The 14,899-nt window shown below is 74.3% G+C and carries 16 protein-coding genes; 5 read left to right on the top strand and 11 right to left on the bottom strand.

Going from position 1 to position 14,899, the window contains the following annotated elements; all coding sequences use genetic code 11:
- Window positions 1-18: 18 nt before the first annotated feature.
- From ehuD to ectA, 7 genes are all read right to left on the bottom strand, one after another.
- Window positions 19-657 carry an ectoine/hydroxyectoine ABC transporter permease subunit EhuD gene (gene ehuD, locus J0910_RS05770; RefSeq protein ID WP_420157478.1) on the bottom strand — a complete coding sequence of 213 codons (639 nt, stop codon included), beginning with the start codon at window positions 655-657 and terminating at the stop codon, window positions 19-21.
- Window positions 658-1,386, bottom strand: a complete 729-nt coding sequence (gene ehuC, locus J0910_RS05765) for an ectoine/hydroxyectoine ABC transporter permease subunit EhuC (RefSeq protein ID WP_420157477.1) — start codon at window positions 1,384-1,386, stop codon at window positions 658-660. It lies immediately after the preceding gene.
- A 12-nt stretch (window positions 1,387-1,398) separates the two neighbouring features.
- Window positions 1,399-2,313, bottom strand: coding sequence for an ectoine/hydroxyectoine ABC transporter substrate-binding protein EhuB (ehuB, locus tag J0910_RS05760; protein ID WP_420157476.1), 915 nt, complete (start codon window positions 2,311-2,313; stop codon window positions 1,399-1,401).
- Between the two features lie 448 nt (window positions 2,314-2,761).
- Window positions 2,762-3,676, bottom strand: coding sequence for a phytanoyl-CoA dioxygenase family protein (locus J0910_RS05755; RefSeq protein ID WP_420157475.1), 915 nt, complete (start codon window positions 3,674-3,676; stop codon window positions 2,762-2,764).
- Window positions 3,677-3,791: 115 nt separating this feature from the next.
- Window positions 3,792-4,187: an ectoine synthase gene (locus J0910_RS05750; protein ID WP_420157474.1), complete on the bottom strand. Its 396-nt coding sequence runs from the start codon at window positions 4,185-4,187 to the stop codon at window positions 3,792-3,794.
- Between the two features lie 120 nt (window positions 4,188-4,307).
- On the bottom strand, window positions 4,308-5,573 hold the full coding sequence (ectB, locus tag J0910_RS05745; RefSeq protein ID WP_420157473.1) for a diaminobutyrate--2-oxoglutarate transaminase: 1,266 nt from the start codon (window positions 5,571-5,573) through the stop codon (window positions 4,308-4,310).
- A gap of 60 nt (window positions 5,574-5,633) precedes the next feature.
- Entirely contained in the window at window positions 5,634-6,164 is a 531-nt protein-coding gene (gene ectA, locus J0910_RS05740) for a diaminobutyrate acetyltransferase (protein ID WP_420157472.1), read from the bottom strand.
- A 721-nt stretch (window positions 6,165-6,885) separates the two neighbouring features.
- On the opposite strand from ectA, the gene J0910_RS05735 reads away from it, so the two are divergent.
- From J0910_RS05735 to J0910_RS05725, 3 genes are all read left to right on the top strand, one after another.
- Entirely contained in the window at window positions 6,886-7,149 is a 264-nt protein-coding gene (locus J0910_RS05735; RefSeq protein ID WP_017592134.1) for a WhiB family transcriptional regulator, read from the top strand.
- Window positions 7,150-7,292: 143 nt separating this feature from the next.
- Window positions 7,293-7,868, top strand: a complete 576-nt coding sequence (locus J0910_RS05730; protein ID WP_420157471.1) for a hypothetical protein — start codon at window positions 7,293-7,295, stop codon at window positions 7,866-7,868.
- Window positions 7,869-7,917: 49 nt separating this feature from the next.
- A complete protein-coding gene (locus J0910_RS05725; protein WP_420157470.1) occupies window positions 7,918-8,571 on the top strand; it encodes a copper resistance CopC family protein in 654 nt (217 codons plus the stop codon).
- A 407-nt stretch (window positions 8,572-8,978) separates the two neighbouring features.
- On the opposite strand, the gene J0910_RS05720 is transcribed toward J0910_RS05725, so the two are convergent.
- Together J0910_RS05720 and J0910_RS05715 are read right to left on the bottom strand one after the other, a co-directional pair.
- A complete protein-coding gene (locus J0910_RS05720) occupies window positions 8,979-9,740 on the bottom strand; it encodes a PP2C family protein-serine/threonine phosphatase (protein WP_420157469.1) in 762 nt (253 codons plus the stop codon).
- Between the two features lie 194 nt (window positions 9,741-9,934).
- Window positions 9,935-10,627 (bottom strand): hypothetical protein, encoded by a 693-nt coding sequence (locus J0910_RS05715; protein ID WP_420157468.1) that lies wholly within the window; start codon window positions 10,625-10,627, stop codon window positions 9,935-9,937.
- A gap of 516 nt (window positions 10,628-11,143) precedes the next feature.
- Here J0910_RS05715 and J0910_RS05710 point away from each other — a divergent pair.
- Together J0910_RS05710 and J0910_RS05705 are read left to right on the top strand one after the other, a co-directional pair.
- Window positions 11,144-12,385: a glycosyltransferase gene (locus J0910_RS05710; RefSeq protein WP_420157467.1), complete on the top strand. Its 1,242-nt coding sequence runs from the start codon at window positions 11,144-11,146 to the stop codon at window positions 12,383-12,385.
- 73 nt (window positions 12,386-12,458) lie between these two features.
- Window positions 12,459-13,412 carry an anti-sigma factor RsbA family regulatory protein gene (locus J0910_RS05705; RefSeq protein ID WP_420157466.1) on the top strand — a complete coding sequence of 318 codons (954 nt, stop codon included), beginning with the start codon at window positions 12,459-12,461 and terminating at the stop codon, window positions 13,410-13,412.
- 53 nt (window positions 13,413-13,465) lie between these two features.
- Here the strand turns inward: J0910_RS05705 and J0910_RS05700 are convergent, their stop codons facing one another.
- Both J0910_RS05700 and J0910_RS05695 read right to left on the bottom strand, forming a co-directional pair.
- Window positions 13,466-13,819, bottom strand: a complete 354-nt coding sequence (locus tag J0910_RS05700) for an STAS domain-containing protein (protein ID WP_420157465.1) — start codon at window positions 13,817-13,819, stop codon at window positions 13,466-13,468.
- A gap of 169 nt (window positions 13,820-13,988) precedes the next feature.
- On the bottom strand, window positions 13,989-14,777 hold the full coding sequence (locus J0910_RS05695; RefSeq protein WP_420157464.1) for an ANTAR domain-containing protein: 789 nt from the start codon (window positions 14,775-14,777) through the stop codon (window positions 13,989-13,991).
- Window positions 14,778-14,899: the final 122 nt, after the last annotated feature.

The raw sequence follows: 14,899 nt of genomic DNA, 5'->3' as shown, positions 1-14,899 counted from the left end.
TCTTTCTCGTCGGACTGCTCAGACTGCTGCATAACGTCGCTCCAGACGGCGGATGATCACTGCGGCGGGCACGCTCACCATCAGGAATGCCACGCCCACCAGGGTGAACGCCTCGAAGAAGTTGAAGTACCGGCCGCCCATGCCGTTGGCCACGCTGAGCATCTCCGGGACGGAGATCGCGAACAGCAGCGGCGTGTCCTTGAACATCGCGAGCAGGTAGTTGCCCAGAGCCGGGATGACCTTGCGGATGGCCTGCGGGAGCACCACGGCCCCCCAGACCCGGTGCACGGGCAGGCTCAGTGCCCGGCACGCCTCCCACTGCCCCTTGGCCACGCCCTCGATGCCGGACCGGTACACCTCCGCGGTGTAGGCGGAGTAGTGCACGCCCAGCACCACGATGCCGATGACCAGCGGGGAGATGTTCGCCAGGGCGCCCAGCGAGAAGACGAAGACCAGCTGGACCAGGAGCGGCGTGGTCCGGATGAACTCCATGGCCACGAAGACCACCGAGCCGACCACCGGGACCCGGCGGACGATGGCGATCGCCAGGCCGAGCACCAGTGCCAGCGCGTAGCCGAACACCGTGGCCTGCAGGGTCACCCACAACCCGCTGAGCAGCGCGGGGATGAGGATCCGGGTGAATTCGACGTCCCACATCTAGCGCGCACCCCCCGTCGACGTGCCGATGGACGGCGGCCGGAGCAGCGCCAGGAGCCCGCCGCCCTCCGGGATCCGGCCCAGCCGGCGGTTGGCCCGCCGCTCCAGGATCCGGACCAGCAGGATCAGCACCTGCGCGATCAGGAAGTACAGCACCAGGGCGGCGAAGAACACGGTGAAGGTGTCCGCCGTGGCCGAGGCCCGGAAGTCCTGCGCCACCTTGGTCAGGTCGGTCAGGCCGATGATCGAGACGATGGCGGTCGCCTTCATCAGCTCGATGACCTGGTTGCCGAAGGTGGGCAGCATCTGCGCCCACGCCTGCGGCAGGACCACCAGGCGCATCCGGCGCCACCAGGTCATGTTCAGCGCGATCGTCGCCTCCACCTGGGCCTTGGGCACCGCGTTGATCGACGCCCGGACCACCTCGGCGCCGTAGGCGCCGAGGTTGAGGCCCAGGGCGAGGATCCCGGCGAACATCGGCTCCAGCTCGTAGCCGGTGAGCTGGGGCAGCGAGTAGGTCGTCCAGAAGAGCAGGACCAGCGCCGCGATGCCGCGGAAGACCTCGGTGTAGACGGTGGCCACCGCCCGGGCGAGCCGGTTCTGCAGGGTGCCGAGGGTCCCGACCACCATGGCCAGGGCGAAGGCGAGTGCGGCCCCGCCCAGAGTGAGCCGGATCGTGACCCAGGCCCCCTCCAGGTAGAGCGGATAGCTTTGTATGAAGAAGTCCACGGGGCCCTTCCGTCAGCCGGCCGCGCAGAGCTGCTCGGTGGTCAGGTCGCCCGGGTCGGAGGACTCGTCGAAGCCGAACGGCTCGACGGTCTCGCGGAGCGTCCCGTCCTTCTTGAAGTCGGCGAGAACGGTGTTGAACTCGTCGCGCAGCTCGGTGTTCTGCTTGGCGAAGGCGAAGCCTCCGGCCGGGCTCTCGTCCTCGCCCTCCTCGTTCTTCGGGATGAAGCCCTCGGTGACCTCGAAGTCCTCCTCCATCCCGCGCTGCTCCAACTGGTAGTTGAGCGAGAAGGTGCTCAGCCCGACCGCGTCCACCCGGCCGTTCTCCAGCAGGTCGAGCAGCTCGGTGGCGCTTCCGGCCAGCTCCATCTGGTCCTCGCCCACCCCGGCGGCCTCGGCGTAGCCCTGCTCCACCGAGGCGTTGAGCACCGCGACCTTCGCCTCGCCGTCCTCGGCGACCGCCGCGAAGTCGGGGAGCTTCTCCGCGTCCCCCTTGGGCACCATCAGCGCCTGCTCGACCTTGTAGTCGGGCTCCATGAAGGCGACCTGGTCGCAGCGCTCCGGCGTGATGTACATGCCGGCGGCGACCACGTCGTACTTGCCGGAGTTCAGCCCGGGGATGAGCGCGTCCCAGGCGACCGACTCCGCCCGCACCTCCTCGACGCCGAGCTCCTTGGCCATCGCCTTGAGCAGCTCCGGAGCGGCGCCGGTGGTCTCGCCGTCCTCGTCGATGAAGCCGAACGGCGGCTCGTTGTTGATCGCGGCCCGGATGTAGCCCTGCTCGCGCAGGTCGTCCAGGCTCATCGGCCCGGTGTCGGCCCGGGAGCACGCGGTCAGCGAGGTCGCCCCGAGGACGGCCGCCGCCCCCAGTGCGCCCACACGGACCAGATTGCGGCGTCCGTACCGGCCATGCGGCCTGTTCTTGCTCATTGACTTCTCCTCATCGGGGGCTAAGGGAATGGTGCGGCGGTACTCCCCTGGCGGGTTCCCCCCGGAGGGGGAGTACCGACGGCGCCCGCCGGGCACGACCGGGTCCGCGGTGCGCGGGCCCGGTCGTGCCCGGCGAGCGCGCGGGTCGCCGGCGGGTGCCGCCTTGTTCGGGCTCACGTCCCCAAGATCGGCGGCCCCTAACGGGGTCGTTATCCACTTGTTCCCCAACACTTTGGCCGGGTCCGGCCCCGTAACGATCGGGTCGCCCTGAGAGACCTACCCGGGAAGAACGCCCTGATCACCGTAGGGATGCGGGCGACTTCAGCGGGTCAGCGCCCGGGGGCGGAGCGGGCCGGCCCGGCGGAGCGGCGGGAGGAAGTGCGGGCGCCGCCCGGCCGGAGCGGCCGGGCGGCGCCCGATGCGGCCGTTCCCGGGGCCGCCTGCCCGGTCAGCCGAGCGGCTGGACCTCCCGGGCGCCGAGGAACGCGGGGCGCGGGGCGTCCGCCGAGAACGGGTCCACGCAGGTGTTCTCCACGCTGTTGAAGACCAGCAGCAGCTCGGAGCGCGGGTCGGAGGTGGCGTTGGCGGCGGCGCCGTGCATCAGGTTGGCGTCGCACAGCGTCACCGCGCCGGCCTCGGCGGCCAGCACGTCCACGCCGTACATGCCGGTCATGATCGACAGGCTGCCGTCGTCGGGCAGGCCGGCCTCCTGGCTCTTGCCGGCGTCGAGGTAGTGGTCGTCGGGGGTCTCCCCCACGCACGACACGAAGGTCTTGTGCGAGCCCGGCATGACCCGGAGGGCGCCGCTGTCCTCGACGGCGTCGGTCAGCGCGATGGAGACCGCCACCGCGCGCGGCGCCGGCATGCCGTCCTCGGCGTGCCAGGTCTCGAAGTCGGAGTGCCAGTGCACGTCGGCGGTGTCGAGGCCGGGGACGTGGGTGACCCGGGTCTGGTACAGGTAGACGTCGGATCCGAGGATCTGCCGGGCGCGGTCGACCACTCTGGGGTCGCGCGCCAGCTCGGCGAAGGCGTCGCTGATCCGGTGCACCTCGTAGACGGAGCGCACCTGGGCGCCGTCCAGGCCGTCGGAGATCGCGGTGCGGTCGTCGACCAGCATCCCGTCGTCTCCGCGGAGCCGGTCCAGTTCGGCGCTGAGGCCGCGGATCTCGTCCCCGGTGAGCAGCCCGCCGGTGCGGGCGTATCCGGTGGCCGCGTAGGCCTCGATCTCCTCGTCGGTGCACGGGCCGTCCTCGACCGGTCCCCACACCGTGGGGTGGGTCCGGTAGAGCAGGGCCGGCGCTCGGTCCTTGCGGGTCGGGTATTCGTCCGGGGCCGGCAGCTGAGTCTCCGTCAACGCAGTCATGGCGTCACCCCTCTGCGGGGTTCTCTCCTTCTTCTGCTCGTGATCGGTTCTCTGGCGTTCATGGCCGGGCCGAGCGCGGCGGGCGGGCGGGGCGCGGCGCGCCCCGCCCGGCCGCTCAGGCGTCGGCCTCGGTGAGCAGCGGGTACACGCCGTTCTCGTCGTGCACCTCGCGCCCGGTGACGGGCGGGTTGAACACGCACAGCACCCGGAAGTCGGTCTTCGGGCGCACGGTGTGCTTCTCGTGGCCGTTGAGCAGGTAGAGGGTGCCGGGGGTGATGAGGTGGACCTCGCCGGTCTCGTCGTTGGTGAGCTCGGCCTCACCCTCGATGCAGTGCACCAGCTCGATGTGGTTGGCGTACCACATGCTGGTCTCCGTGCCCGCGTACAGCACCGTCTCGTGGAACGAGAAGCCCACGCCCTCCTTGGCGAGGACGATCCGACGGCTGCGCCAGGTCTCGGTCTTGACGTCCGCCTCGGTGCCGTCGATTTCCTTCAGGCTGCGCACGATCACTGTGGCTGCTCCCTTTTCGCTTGCTTCGTGCAGTGGCTCGCGGATCCCGCTCCGCACGGGCGTCCGCAGTTGCAGGATCCGCGAGCCGTTCCGGGTGATGCAACCCGGTTTATCAGGGCGCTAGGCCGGCTGGGGGGTTTTCACCGCGGCACGCGTGGATTCCGCGATGATGTCCAGCCCCCGCTCCAGGTCCTCGGTGGCGGTGGTGAGCGGCGGCAGCAGCTTGGCGACCTCGTCCTCGGGGCCGGAGGTCTCCAGCAGCAGGCCGCGCTTGAACGCCTCGGCGGCCACCGCCTTGGCCGCGCCGGGGCGCTCGAAGGCCAGGCCGCGGGCCATGCCGCGGCCGCGGACGTGCGCGCCCGCCTCGGCGGCGTCCTCGGCGATGTCGGTCAGCCGGGAGGCGATCAGCTCGCCCTTGGCCAGGGTCGCCTTCTCCAGCTCGTCGTCGCTCCAGAAGGCGCGGAGCGCGGCGGCGCCGGTGGCGAAGGCGGGGTTGAACCCGCGGAAGGTGCCGTTGTGCTCGCCCGGCTCCCACACGTCCAGCTCGCGGCGGAACAGGGTGAGCGCGAGCGGCAGGCCGTAGCCGCTGATCGACTTCGAGAGGGTGACGATGTCCGGGGTGATCCCGGCCTCCTCGAAGCTGAAGAACCCGCCGGTGCGGCCGCAGCCCATCTGGATGTCGTCGACGATGAGCAGGATGCCGTACTCGCGGCAGAGCGCTTCGAGGCCGCGCAGCCACTCGGCGCTGGCCGCGTTGATGCCGCCCTCGCCCTGGACCGTCTCGACGATGACCGCGGCCGGTTTGTCCAGGCCGCTGCCGCTGTCCTCGAGCAGGCTGCGCAGCCAGAGGAAGTCCGGCGTCTGCCCGTCGAGGTAGTTGTCGAACGGCATGGTGGCGGTGTGGCCCAGCGGGACGCCGGCGCCGCCGCGCTTCATCGAGTTGCCGGTCACCGCCAGCGCGCCCAGGGTCATGCCGTGGAAGCCGTTGGTGAAGCTGATGACGGTCTCGCGCCCGGTGTACTTGCGGGCCAGTTTCAGCGCGGCCTCCACCGCGTTGTTCCCGGCCGGGCCGGGGAACTGGACCTTGTAGTCGAGGCCGCGCGGGGTCAGCAGGACCTCGTCGAAGGCGCTGAGGAACTCGCGTTTGGCCGCGCTGTAGGCGTCCAGGCTGTGCACGACCGAGTCGGAGACGATGTAGTCGATGAGCCGGGTCTTCAGCTCAGGGTTGTTGTGGCCGTAGTTGAGGGAACCGGCACCCGCGAAGAAGTCGAGGTAGGCGCGGCCCGACTCGTCGTAGATGTAGCTGCCCCGCGCCTCGTTGAAGACGACCGGCCAGTTCCGGCAGTAGCTGCGGACTTCGGACTCGAGGCGCTCGAAGATCTCCATCGTGGGTTCCTTCGTTCCTTTCCCCAGTTTCATGGGCTCTCGGCTTGGAAGTCGGGGTGTTCAGGAGGGGTCGGGGGTGTGCAGCGGGCCGATCCGGACCAGGTCCTCCGGGTCGTGCTCGCCGCTCTCGGCCGGGAAGTGGCGGTGCTCGAACAGCGGGGTCCACTCGGGTTCGGCCCCGTGCTCCCGGGCGAACGAGGCGAACAGCGCGCGTGAAGCGGTGTTCCCCGGGGTGACGGTGGCCTCCAGGTGGGTGACGCCGAGTTCGGCGAAGCGCTCCGCGACCCGGTCCAGCATGCGCCGGGCCAGGCGGCGGCCCCGGGCCCGCTCGGCGACGCCCACCTGCCACAGGAAGTAGGTGGCGGGCGCGGCCGGGCGCAGATGTCCGATGACGTAGCCCAGCGGCGTCCCGTCCGCGTCCCGGGCGATCACCGAGGTGTCCGGGAAGTCCCGGCACCACAGGGTGTAGGCGTAGGGCGAGTTGACGTCGAGGCCGCAGTCGCGGGCCAGCCGCCACAGGTCCGGTCCGTCGTCGAGCACCGGCCTGGACAGGACCGCTCCGTCGGGGTCCGCGCCGTTTCCGGCGGTCACCCTGGGGAGCGGACCGCGGTCGGCCGTCTCGGGATCTGCGTGGTCGCTGCTTCGGTGAGGCACGTCGTAGGAACTTAGCGAACGTTCCTGAGCAGCGTTTTTCTTGAAAACGACGGATGTGTTTCGACGCTGTTTCGTCGGGTAGGGCTAGCCCTTCTGGCCCTCGCCGTCACTATCCGTGGGGGCCGGGGGCGGCCGGGCGGGCCGGCCCGGAGGCGCTCAGGACGCCGGGGCCACCAGGGGATTCGCCCCGATCGCCGCGGGGGCCGTCCGGCGGAGGAGCTCCGGGGGCATACTGCCGCGCCCGGCTCTCACCGGGCAAACATACGCCACGGACACGCCGCCGAGAACAGTGTTCTAAGTCACACTGATTCGGGTGAATCCTCGCGACAGACCACGAAGCGCCCACCCCCGCTCCGCCCCGGCCCCAAAACCTCCGGCGTTCCCGCAGTCCGGCGGGGTCAGCGGGGCGATTGCACGGATCGTGTGACGGTGGCCTCGTTCCTTCACAGCGACCGCCCCCCGGGTTGATCTGAGCGGCGTTATCGAACAGACTGCCTGTAGTACGACCCGTTGTAGTACTACAGCGGGTCGATGTCTCGGTGAAGCTCGATCGCACGGCCATCGACAGCCTTCACGCGAGGTCCCGGTCGGCGGCGGCCCCGCCGGCGATCCCCCCGCCCGGTGGGGCGGGACGTGAGCATGGGAACGGAGGCTTCCGGTGAATCGCCTTTACCACGACAGCGAAGACTGGGTCCGCAGCGGAGCATGCCGCCAGTACGACCCGGAGCTCTTCTTCCCGGTCAGCAGCACCGGCCCCGGCCGGCAGAGCACCGACCTGGCCAAGGCCGTCTGCCGCAGCTGCCCTGTTCGCCAAGAATGCCTGCGGTGGGCGCTGAGGGCCGGAGAGGCCGACGGCGTATGGGGCGGCACCACGCCCGAGGAGCGCCGCTACATGCGCCGCGAGCTGGCACCGGTCGCCTAGAAGAGCACCCTCCGGAGGCCGGCCGCCGAGCGGAGGCGGCCGGCCTCCGCCCTTTTCCCGCCCTTCCCGCCCCACCCGCCGCGCGGGGCCCGGCGCGACGGGGCGGTTCCTCCGCCGGGCCGCCTCGGTTAGGTTCGAGAACCGTGCACAGTCCCGCCCGGCCCGGCCCCGCACGAGGCCCGCTGCACGCGCTGCGCGCCGCGGTCCTCGCCGCGGCGTGCGTCGGCATCGCCTGGTGCGGGCACGCGGTGTGGGGCGGCGCGCCGACCTCCCCGTGGGCCCCGCTGCTCGCCGGGGCCGCGCTGTGGCCGCCGCTCTCCCGGTTCACCCGCGCCCGACGCGAGTTCGGCGAGATCTTCGCGGTGCTGGCCGCCGCGCAGGTCCCGCTCCACCTGCTGCTCACCTGGGGCGCCCCGGAACCGGGGCCGGGCGCGGCGGCCGGCCCGCACGCCGCGCACGCCCTGGGCTACCACCCCGCGATGCTCGCCGGGCACCTGTGGGCGGCACTGCTCGCCGCCGCGCTGCTCGCGCACGGCGAGGCGGCGCTCTGGGCCCTGGCCGGCCTGGTCTTCGCGGCGCTGCCCCGGCTGCTCGCCCCGCTCCGCGGGGCGCCGCACCCGGCCCGGCCCCGGCCGGCCGCCCCCGCCCCTCCCGCCCGGCCCGGCCCCGGGCTGCTCTGCGCCGACCGGCAGCGCGGTCCTCCGGCCGCCGCGCGCTGAGCGCGCACGCCGAGGAACCGACCCCGACGGCCGGAAAGGGCCCGAACCGATGAACGACACCTCCGTGAAGAACCCGCTGCGCCGCGGCGCGGTGCTGGCCGCCTCCCTGGCGGCGGCCGGCCTCCTCGGGCTGGGCGGCGCCCCCGCCGCCCTGGCCCACGACACCCTGCTCTCCTCCACCCCGGAGGCCGGCGCCGAACTGGACGAGGCGCCCGAGCAGATCGAACTCACCTTCAGCGCCGACATCGGCGACGGCGGGAACGCCGTGGTGGTCAACGACCCCTCCGGGAAGAACCACGCGGTCGGCGAGCCCGCCGTCGACGGCCCGGACGCCACCGTGGAGCTGGACGAGCTGACCGAGGCCGGCGACTACACCGTCGCCTACCGGATGGTCTCCTCCGACGGCCACGTGGTGGAGGACGACTTCTCCTTCGCCCTCACCGAGGACGCGGTGGCCGGCGCGGAGCAGGACGGGGCCTCCGCCGAGGAGAGCCCGGCCTCCGGGGAGTCCGCCGGCGACGGCGGGGAGCAGGCCGCGGGGGACGGCGCCTCCGAGGCCCCGGCGCCCTCCTCCGACCCGGTCTCGCTGTTCGGCCCGGTCGGCGGCGCGGTGATCGGCATCGCGCTGATCGCCCTGGTCGCCGTCGTGGTGCTGCGGCTGCTGCGGAACCGCTCCGGCGGCAGCGGCGGCGACGGCGCCTGACCCCGCGCGGCGGACCGAGGGGGCCGCGGCCCCGGGAATCACACGCCCCGGGGCCGCGGCCCCTCCCCGTCTCCGGGCCCCGCCGCGCCCCCTCCGGGCCCCGTCCGGGCGGGACACCGCTCGGACGCGGACCGGGCGGGCCGCGGGCGGCGGGACGGCCCCCCGGGGGGCGCCGCCCCGGACCCGAACCCTCTCCCCCGTCTCCGGGCCCCCGCCGCAGGCCGCCCGAGCTGCCCGGCCGCCCCGCACCGCCGCTCCGCCCGCGGCCGCGGACCGTGCGGTCCGTCCGGACGGACCGCCGGAGGGCACCGCCCCGGGCCCCGCTCGCCCGGCGGCCCCGGGAGCGCCGAAGGGCCGGGCGGCGGGGCCTCCCCCTCCGCCCGGCCCTTCGGCCGCCGGGTCTCCGCCTAGTTGCGGCGGGCCAGCAGGATGCTGATGTTGTCCCGGCCGGTGGCGTCCATCGCGGCCCGCCACAGGGCGTAGACCGCGGCCTCGTCGTCGGCCGCCTCGGCGATGATCCGCTCCATGTCCTCCAGCGTGACCAGGTCGCTCAGGCCGTCGCTGCACATCAGCCAGGCGCCGGGGTCCGGCTCGGGGTCCCGGCCGACGTGCGGGACCATCGCGGTCGCGCCACTGCCGCCCAGCGACTGGGTGATGAAGTTGGTGGTCACCGGCTTGCCGTCCTCGGAGGGCGGCAGCGGCGGCGAGTCGTCCTGGGAGAGCTGGCGGAGCCGGTTGCCCTCCAGCCGGTAGGTGCGCGAGTCGCCGACGTTGAACCAGAAGTTCCCGTCGGCGTTGAGCAGGATCCCCGCCACCGTGGTGCCCATCCCGGAGAACTCCGCGTGCTGGGTGGCGTGCTCCTTGATCTCTTCGTCGATGTTCTTCAGCAGGACGTCGACGTCGTCCGGCCCGACCAGGCGGGGGCTCATCTCCGCCATCCGGTGCACCGCGTGCTCGGAGGCGATCTCCCCCGCCGCGTGGCCGCCCAGCCCGTCGGCGACCGCGAGGATCACCGGCTCGGCGAGCGACACCGTGCAGCGGACCGGGACGGTCATGTTCGCGCTGGCGACGGTCAGGGCGCCCATGACCACCGCGTCCTCGTTCGCCGGACGGACGGCGCCCCGGTGCGTTAGTGCCGTGACCGTGACTTCCCCACCAGCGACACCCATGCGCCCTACCTCCAGTTTCATCGGCAGCGGGCCTGCCGTTCACGACCAAGCGGCGCCTCTCCCGGACGGTAGCGGAGGCGCTTTGATCAAGTAACCGTATCGGGGGACCGGTACCCCTTGCCAAAGACCGCGTACATCATGGCGGAAATCGCCCGCGCACGCAGGTTCCGCCCGGAATCCCGGCGCCGCGGAGCTCAGCGCCGCGGGCCCCGCGCGGCCGCCCGCCGCACCGCCGGCGCACCCGCAGGACGCCCGCGCACCGCCTCCGCCGCCGCCCGCACGCAGCCGCGGGCCAGCTCCTCCGGGTCCGCCCCCGGCACCGGCCGCACCGCGACCCGCGGGTCGTCCGCGGGGACTCCCGGAACGGGCGGGGCGCCCTGCGGCGCCGGCCCCGCCAGCAGCACCGCCGCGCCGTCCCGGGTGAACCCGCGCACCGCGCTGAGCAGCCAGGACGCCGTCCGAACCGGGATCTCACCGCCCGCCTCCGCGCAGACCACGACCAGGTCGATCCCGCCGAATTCGAGGGTGGTGTGGGCCACGGCCGCCCGGCAGGCCGCCTCGGAGCCGGACGCGCAGTGCAGGGCCAGCACCGGGGCCCCGGTCCGCGCCGCCCGCCGCGCGGCCTCCGGCACCGCACCGGGCCCGTCGGCCGGCAGCACCGCCGCGGGGGCACCGGGCCGCCCGGTGTCGCCGGCCACCGCCACGGCCGCGCCCGCCGCGGCCAGGGCGGCGGCGACCGCCTCCGCCGGGGCGCCGTCCGGGCCGGGGGCGCAGCCGCCCACCACCAGCGCGCGCCCGCCGCGCAGCGGGTGCGATCCGGGGGCCGGGTTCCCCCGGGGGCGCCCCGACCGCGCCCTCTCCGCCTGCCGCGGCACGATCCCGGCCATCCGACCCGCCTCCGTCCGCGCTCGCGGTCCGCGGTGTGCGCCGTGCGAACACCGCCCGTCGCCGCCCACCCTGCCCGAGACGCCCGCCGACAAACACCCCGCGGGGCCGCTCCGCCCCCACCCACATGGGGCTTCACGATGTCCCCGCACGTCGCAGCGGCGTTGTCGGCTCTTCGGGGCATCTGGCAGAATGGGCGGTCCGGGTGTCTAAGACGCAGACACACCTACCTCAGAGCGCTCCCTCCCGGGGGTCACCTCCCGGTGCCGAGGCGGGCGCTTTCGGTGTTTCCTCTTTCTCCACTGAAACCCCAGGTGTGATGCCCATGCGTCTTCATGTTCCGCCCCGTGTCCCCACTTCGCCCTCCCCGCGTCCGCGCCCCGCGCGGACGCGTTCTCGCGATGTCCCACCGCGCCTCGCCGGGGCTCCCGCCCGGCCTCCGACCGGCCGGCCCCGCCCGCCCTGCGGCCGGCCCCCGCGCGCCTTTTCCGATCTCGTCCCGCAACGAGGAGTCCTACGTGAAGATCGCCCTGATCGCCGAGCACACCACTCCCCTCGCCGCACACAGGGGCGAAGCCACCTGCGGTGACAGTGTGCACGTCGCATCGCTGTCCCGGCAGCTCGCCAAGCTCGGGCACCGGGTCACGGTGTACGCGCGCAAGAGCACCGAGGACCCCGCGGGCCGCTCCCGGATGGGCCGGGGCGTGCACGCCGAGATCCTGACCGCCGGGCCGGAGCGGCCGCTGCACGGCGGGGAGGAGGCCGAGCACACCGGCGCCTTCGCCGCCGCGCTCTCCGCGGCGTTCGACGAGGACGCCCCGGACGTGGTGCACGCCCTCGGCTGGACCAGCGGGCTGGCCGCGCTCTCCGCGGTGCGCGGCGCCGAGCGCGGCGAGACGCCTCCGATCGTGCAGACCTTCCACTCCCTCAACGTCGCCGAGCAGCGCTCCGGCCTTCCCGAGCGGCCGGACCGGGTCCGGATGGAGGCGGCCATCGCGGGCCGCGCCGACGCGGTCGTCGCCGGCTCCGCCGACCTCCGCTTCGAGCTGGCCCGGATGGGGCTGCCCCGGCACCAGGTCGCCGTGGTCCCGTTCGGCGTGGACACCGACCACTTCACCGTCGAGGGCGGCGCCGCCACCGACCCGTGGAGCCACCGCCGCGAGGAGCGCACCCGGCTGATCACCGTCGCCCGGCCCGGCTCCGGCGGCGCCGACCGGGTCGTCGAGGCGCTCACCCGGCTGCCCGGGGCCGAGCTGCTGGTGGTCGCGGCCGCCTCCCCCGCCGAGCCCTCGCTCGACGAGGACCTCCGCCGGCTGGAGCTGCTGGTCAAGGAGGCCGGCGTGGAGGACCGGGTCCGGCTGGCCGGCCCGGTGGAGCGCAAGGAGCTGCCGCGGCTGCTCCGCTCGGCCGACGTCTACGTCTCCGCCGAGGCCTACGACCCCTACGGCGGCGCGGTGCTGGAGGCGATGGCGTGCGGGCTGCCGGTGATCGCCAAGGCGTCCGGCGGCGCGACCGGCGCCGTGCTGGACCGCACCACCGGGCTGCTGCTCCGGCACGCACGCCCGGACGCGCTGGCCCGCGCGGTCCGCTCGCTGATGAACGAGCCCACCATCCGCTCCGCCCAGGGCATCGCCGCCGCCGACCGGGCCCGGTCCCGGTTCACCTGGCAGCGGGTCGCCGCCGAGACCGAGCGGATCTACCGGTCGGCGCTGCCCGCCGAGGACGGCCTCCCGCTCGCCTCCGGTGATGATGCACACTAGTCCGGGCGGCGGGTGAGGTCCGGCCGTGCCGCCCCCTGTCCGACGTCCCGAACGCCAGGAGGAGCGCCCGGGGATGACCTCGCATGTGACGCACGCGACGCATCCGGGCGCCACGGCCTCCGGTTTCGAGCACGCCGGGGCCTTCGCCGGCGCGCCGGACCGGCTCTGCGAGGCGCTGCTCACCGAGATCGACGGCGGCCTGGCGCGCGGCGCGCGCGTCACGGTGGCCGTCGGGCCTCGGCTGCGCGGGCGGCTCCGCTCCGCCCGCCCCGACGCCGGCCTGCGCTTCGCCGACCGGGGCGCCTTCTACGACGCCCCCGGGCGGACCGTCGCCGCCCTGTACCGGCTCGCCCTGGAGGGCGGTGCCTCCGGCGCGCTCTTCGTCGGGGAGCCGGTGCTGCCCGCCGACCGCCCGGTGGAGCTGGCCCACTGGCAGCGGCTGGAGGCCGAGCTCGGCACCGCGCTGGCCGGCCACCGGCTGCGGGTGGTCTGCGCGCACCTGACCTCGGAGCTGGCCGAGGAGGTCCGCGAGGGCGCCCTGGCCGCGCACCCATGCCTGGCCACCCCCGAGGGGCCCCGCGCCAACCCGGCGCACCGCCCGCCGCCGGACGCCGCCGACCCGGCCCCGCCGCCGGCCGGGGCCCCGGTGCTCAGCATGGGCCTGGCCGCCGACCTGACCCTGGTCCGGGAGGACGCGGCGGCGCTGGCCGACGCCGCCGGGATCCCCGACGAGCGCCGCTCCGACCTGGTCATCGCCGTCAACGAACTGGCCGCGAACGTGCTGGAGCACGGCGCGGGCAAGGGCACCGTCTCACTGTGGCGCGAGGACGGCCGGGTGGTCTGCGAGGTGCACGACCCCTCCCCCGATCTGGACGACCGGAGCGCCGGCCTGCGCCCCGCCGACACCTCCGGCGACCGGGGCTACGGGCTGTGGATCACCCGCCAGGTCTGCGACTTCTTCGAGGTCCTCCCCGGCCCCGAGGGGACCCGGGTCCGGCTGCACTTCCGCCTCCCCCACCCGCGCTGACCCCGGACCGGGCCCGGACGCCCCGGGCGGCCGACCGCGCACCCGACGGCCTCTCAGGCGAGGACGGCCTCGCGGGCCACGACCGGGTCCGACTCGATGGTGATCACCTGGTCGATGCCGGCGATCACGAACAGCCGGAGCACGGTGCGCTGCGGGGCGGCGACGGCCAGGCCGATGCCGCGGTCCCGGGCCTGCCGGTAGGCGGCGACCAGGACCCCGATGCACCGGGAGTCGCAGAAGGTGACGGCGGCCAGGTCCACCACGATGCCGCGGACGGGCTCCTCGGAGGCGAGCAGCAGCGCGTCGAGGGTCTCCGCGAGGGCCGGGGAGGTGATGGCGTCCAGCTCTCCCGAGGGGGAGACGACCGCGACACCGCCGTCGCGGCGGACCGGGATCTCCGACGGCACGCTCACTCTCCTCCTCCGCTGCGCCGGCGTCCCGCAGCGGCCCGCTCCCGCCGGGACGGGCGCGCGCCGGGCGGGAACGCCACCCGAACCACCCTAGCGCCCGCCGCGGGCCCGATACAGAAGGCGCCGCGCACCGTCATCACACCGATACCGCGCCCACATACGGCGCTCACATCCGCCTGCGCTCGGCCGCGGCGGCCGGGCGCGGCCGCTCCGCGGAGTTCTCCTCGACCAGGCTCCGCGCCACCTCGGTCACCTTCATCCGGTTCCGCTGGGCCACCCGGCGCAGCTCCTCGAAGGCCTCGACCGCCCCGCACCCGCGGGCGTGCATGATGATCCCCTTGGCCTGGTCGATCACCGCGCGGGCGGACATCGCCCGGCGCATGTGCGCGGCCTCCCGGGCCACGTCGGTGTAGCGGCCCGCGCTGTGCAGCGCCATCGCGGCGTGCTCGGCGAGCAGGGCCACCAGCGGGGCGACCGCCTCCACGTCGAACGCGTCGCCGCGGCCGGAGTGCACCCCGAAGGTGACCACCTCGCCGTCCAGCTCGGCCGGGTAGGTGACCGAGGAGCGGTCGCCGCACTGCACCGCGGTGCTGACGTAGTCCGGCCAGCGGTCCTCGCGCAGCACGTCGCCGATGGCGACCGGCCGCATCTCGCGGACCGCCTCCACCGCGGGCCCCTGGTCGGTCGTGTACTGGTACTCGAAGGCGGTGGACAGGTCGGAGTGCGAGGCACCGTAGTCGACCACCACGTGTCCGCCGGCCACCCCGCCGCCCCCGCCGCCGGGGCCGACGTCCCGCCAGATCACCACCAGCGCCGCCGAGCAGCCGGGGACGGCCCGCGCCGCCGCGACGCTCATCCGGTCCAGGGCCCGCTCCGGGGTGCCGCCCTCGGCCTGCCCCAGCGCGCCGATCTCGCGGGCGAGCCGCTCGACCCACTGCGGTGCGCCGCCGGTCATCGCAGCCCCCTCTCCGGTGCCCCGCGGGCACCCGGTCGCGCTCGGGGCCGCACCCGCTCGGACACGGCCGAACTCCACGGTAACCGCAGAACCCGCAGGGCCCCGCATGCGTTAGCGTCATG

Origin of the sequence: Nocardiopsis oceanisediminis (genome assembly GCF_048595525.1) — a bacterium.
Taxonomy (GTDB): Bacteria; Actinomycetota; Actinomycetes; order Streptosporangiales; family Streptosporangiaceae; genus Nocardiopsis_A; species Nocardiopsis_A oceanisediminis.
The sequence above is the reverse complement of the archived record's forward strand: the minus strand, read 5'-3'. Positions and strand labels throughout refer to the sequence as shown.